We start from the raw sequence: 3,945 nt of genomic DNA on the forward strand, positions 1-3,945 counted from the left end.
CTGCGCAGCAGTCGAAGCGAAGGGGGTGGCCATGAAAGATCACCGCATGGCGAAAATTGTGGCGGCGGGAACCATCGCCGTGCTCACGGCTTGTGCGCCCCCGGTACCAGGGCTTGTGAAGGCCGACGGCGTCGAACGGGTGCCGGTGGACCGCGCCGCGTACGCTGCCGAATTTCAGGCATTCCGGGCCTCCGCCCTGACGTTGGGAGCCGCGCTGCTGGCCGACGGCGGTGAAGGGGCCGAAGGGAACGTGGTGTCGTCCCCCGGCAGCCTGCTGATCGCGCTCGCCATGCTGCGGGCAGGGGCGTCCGGGGAGACCGCCGTCGAAATGGACCAGATGCTGGGGCTCCCGGACGGCAACCGGGATGAGGCCATGAACGCCCTGCTCGAGTCCCTGGCTGCGTACGACGGTGATCCCGGCTCGGTCGACGAAAAGGACCCGCCCCGGAAGCCGGTCATGCATGCGGCCAACGGTCTGTTTGTGGACAAGGACGTACCAACCGGAAGGAACTACCTGGAAACCCTTGCCCGGCACTACGGCACCGGGGTGTACCCCGTGGACTTCCGGGATGAGGCCGCCACGGGGCCGGCCCTGGATGCCTGGGTGGACCGGAACACGGGCGGCCGGATCAAGAAAGCACCCGCGGAGTACGATCGCGACAACACGTTCAGCCTCCTCAATGCCCTGTACTTCGCCGCGGCATGGCAGTCGCCTTTCGACCCGAACGACACCTCGGACAGCCCCTTCACCAAGTCCGGTGGCGAGGAAATCAGCGTGCCGACCATGTACAACTCGCTGCAGCTGGCCTATGCGGAGGGCCCTGGCTGGCGGGCGGTCGAGCTGCCGTACGCAGAAGGTTTTGCCATGCGGCTGGTGCTGCCCGGTCCTGGCGTTGGGCCGGAGAGCCTCACAGCGGCCAAGCTGACGGCAATTGCGGCGGCCCTGGACACGGCCCCGGAGGTCTCCGCACTGATCTCCCTGCCCAAGTGGGACCACAAGAGCACCTTCGACCTGCGGAAGGTATTTGAAGCGCTGGGGCTGGCCAGGACCCTGGTCACCACCGAAGACTTCGACGCCATCCAGCCGAAGCTGACGCTCACGCAGGCCGCCCAGGCCGCCAACATCACCGTTGCCGAGAAGGGAACGGTGGCCGCCGCCGTGACGCAGATCAACGGCGCCGTGACCGGTGTGCCGCCCCTCCCGGACCAAACCATCGACTTCGACCGGCCGTTCCTCTACCAGGTCGTGCACACCGAAACCGGGCTCCCGATCTTCATGGGGAAGGTCGCGGACCCGCGCTGAGGGGCGGCCTACCGGGACCCACATCGCCGGAAGCCCTCCAGTTCGCCGTAAACTTCCGGCGAATTGGAGGGACTCCGGCGAACTCGGCGGCTTAGGGCGTCCCGCTCCGGCGCTCTTGTGCCAGGGCCGCCGCCACTTTTCCAATCAGCTCGTACGGGACAGGCTTCCGCAACTGGAACTTCAGGGTGCCCTTCGCTGCGCGGTAGGGGGCGAGTTCCGTGCTCAGCGATTCGTCGCCGTCGGGCACGGGGTAGACGGAGATGTGGTGCGCCCAGCCCGCGAAATATACGACGTATCTGCCCCCGAGCGTGATCGTCGGGATGCCGTAACTGATCATCTCCCCTGATCCGGGTACCGCGGCATGGCAGCATCGCCGGATCTCCTGCAGCGCCTCCTGCACGTCAGCAGGAAACGAGGCGATGTATTCCTCCACGGACTCAAAGTGCTGTGCCATTGCCGTTCCCTCCAACGATCCCAGCAACGAGTTAGCGCGGGCCGCCCTGCCACAAGGCATCGAACGGGGCGCCCGAGGCCACACGGTTCCGGATGCCGGCGGTCACAAACGCCTTCGCCGTCCGGGCGGCGGCCAGCGGCGTCGCACCCTTGGCGAGCTCGGCCGTCACCGCCGCGGCCAATGAGCACCCGGCGCCCGAGACTGCCACCTCGCCCACCTTCGGGGCGGACAGGACTTCCAGGGTTTCGCCGTCGTAGTAGACGTCGACGGCGTCGGGGCCTTCGAGCCGCACGCCGCCCTTGGCGAGCACCGCGGCGCCGCTGAGCTCATGGATGCGGACCGCGGCGGCCTTGAGGGACTCGACGTCGGTGATCTCCAGCCCTGAGAGCGACTCGGCCTCGAAATGGTTGGGCGTGACGAAGGTGGCCAGCGGCAGGATGTGGGACTTGAGCGCCTGGTCGGTGTCCAGGGCGTGGCCCGGCTCCTGGCCCTTGCAGATCAGCACCGGATCCAGCACCACGTTGGCGAACTGCCCGGCCGCCAGCGCCGCGGCCACGGTCGAAATCGTCGCCGGGCTGCCCAGCATGCCGATCTTGACGGTGTCCAGCACGGCCGGTGCGCCGGACGCGGCACCGTAGGCCGCCGTCGTGGCTTCCAGCTGGTCCGCGATGACCTGCTGGTCCACCGGGACAAAGCGGTGGTTCCAGTTGTCCTTGGGGTCGAAGGACACGATGCAGGTCAGGTTCGCGATCCCGAAGACGCCGAGTTCCTGGAACGTCTTCAGGTCAGCCTGCGCGCCGGCGCCGCCGGTCGCTTCGGAGCCTGCGATGGTCAGCGCGACGGCGGGGGAGGAGGCGGGCTCGGTAGCTGTATCGGAAGCAGCAGCGCCATCCGCCAGGGCGTTGGAATCGAATGCGGTAGAAGTCATGGTCCCATCCTGCCATCCCGCCAAAACCGCGCGCATTGTGCTCATGAACAAGCGTTCCATGAACAGTATGAACAAAACCTGAGTGTTCCGGATCACGCGGACTAGGGTGGCGGACGGTGTTGCTTACACGCGGCGCCGGATCCAGGAAGGTTCATTGATGAGCACCCAACTGACCGAAGCGGCCCAGACCCGGAAAGCCGTCGGCAACATCCTCAAAGGCTCGGCCGGCAACCTAGTCGAGTGGTACGACCTCTACGTCTACACCGTGTTCGCGGCCTACTTCCAGGCGCACTTCTTCAACTCCAAGGACGAGCTCCAGGCCGGCCTAGAGGCCATGGCCGTCTTCTCGACGTCGTTCCTGATGCGCCCGATCGGTGCCTGGTTCTTCGGCCGGTACGCCGACCGCAAGGGCCGCAAAGCCGCGTTGACACTGAGCGTGACCATGATGTCCGCGGGCTCTTTCGCGATCGCGGTGCTGCCCACCCAGGACGTGATCGGCCTGTGGGCCCTGATCCTGCTGGTCCTCATCCGCGTGATCCAGGGCTTCTCCGTGGGCGGTGAGTACGGCACCAGCGCCACGTACATGTCCGAGGCTGCCACATCCAAGCGCCGCGGCTTCTTCTCCAGCTTCCAGTACGTCACCCTGGTCGGCGGCCAGATGCTGGCACTGCTGGTCCTTGTGGTCTTGCAGAACGCCATGCCCAAGGCCGAGCTGACCGAGTGGGGCTGGCGCATCCCGTTCGCGGTGGGCGGCGTGGCCGCGCTGGTGGTCCTCTGGCTGCGGCGCTCCATGGAGGAAACCGTCTCGGCCGAACAGCTCGAGGCCGCAAAGGCCCCTGCCGTGGGAGGCCAGGCGCAGCCCGGGACCATGAAGCTGCTGTTCACCAGGTACTGGAAACCGCTCATGATCTGCATCGGAATCACCCTTGGCGGCACGGTGGCGTTCTACACGTACACCAACTTCATCCTGAAGTTCATGAACGATACCTCCGGCATCGCCAAGACGGACACGTCGGTCATCAACTTCTGGGCACTGTTCATCTTCATGCTGCTCCAGCCGGTTTACGGCATCATCTCGGACAAGGTCGGCCGCAAACCGCTGCTGCTGTGGTTCGGCATCACCGGCGTCCTGTTCACCTGGCCGCTCCTGTCCGCGCTCGCCGGGACCAAGGATCCGATCACCGCGTTCCTGTTGATGATGGGCGGTCTGCTGATCGTGGGCGGCTACACCTCCATCAACGCCTTGGTGAAGGGCGAGCT

The 3,945-nt window shown here is 66.2% G+C and carries 4 protein-coding genes; 2 read left to right on the plus strand and 2 right to left on the minus strand.

The features are described 5' to 3' along the window. Positions 1 to 46: 46 nt before the first annotated feature. On the plus strand, positions 47 to 1,303 hold the full coding sequence (locus LQV45_RS19950; protein ID WP_230008506.1) for a serpin family protein: 1,257 nt from the start codon (positions 47 to 49) through the stop codon (positions 1,301 to 1,303). 91 nt (positions 1,304 to 1,394) lie between these two features. Here LQV45_RS19950 and LQV45_RS19955 read toward each other — a convergent pair whose 3' ends face one another. Both LQV45_RS19955 and LQV45_RS19960 read right to left on the minus strand, forming a co-directional pair. Further along, positions 1,395 to 1,757, minus strand: coding sequence for an iron chaperone (locus LQV45_RS19955; RefSeq protein WP_230008503.1), 363 nt, complete (start codon positions 1,755 to 1,757; stop codon positions 1,395 to 1,397). Between the two features lie 31 nt (positions 1,758 to 1,788). Next, complete coding sequence (locus tag LQV45_RS19960; protein ID WP_230008504.1) at positions 1,789 to 2,685, minus strand: hydroxymethylpyrimidine/phosphomethylpyrimidine kinase; 897 nt, start codon at positions 2,683 to 2,685, stop codon at positions 1,789 to 1,791. A 157-nt stretch (positions 2,686 to 2,842) separates the two neighbouring features. Between LQV45_RS19960 and LQV45_RS19965 the strand changes: the two genes are divergently transcribed. Beyond that, positions 2,843 to 3,945, plus strand: a 1,103-nt coding sequence (locus tag LQV45_RS19965; protein WP_230008505.1) for an MFS transporter, incomplete at its 3' end; no start/stop codon positions are given.

Source organism: Microbacterium sp. Bi128 (assembly GCF_918698205.1).

Coding starts and splice junctions, on each gene's coding strand:
- LQV45_RS19960 (WP_230008504.1), bottom strand. CDS start 2,685: ATGACTTCTACCGCATTCGATTCCAACGCCCTGGCGGATGGCGCTGCT.
- LQV45_RS19950 (WP_230008506.1), top strand. CDS start 47: ATGGCGAAAATTGTGGCGGCGGGAACCATCGCCGTGCTCACGGCTTGT.
- LQV45_RS19955 (WP_230008503.1), bottom strand. CDS start 1,757: ATGGCACAGCACTTTGAGTCCGTGGAGGAATACATCGCCTCGTTTCCT.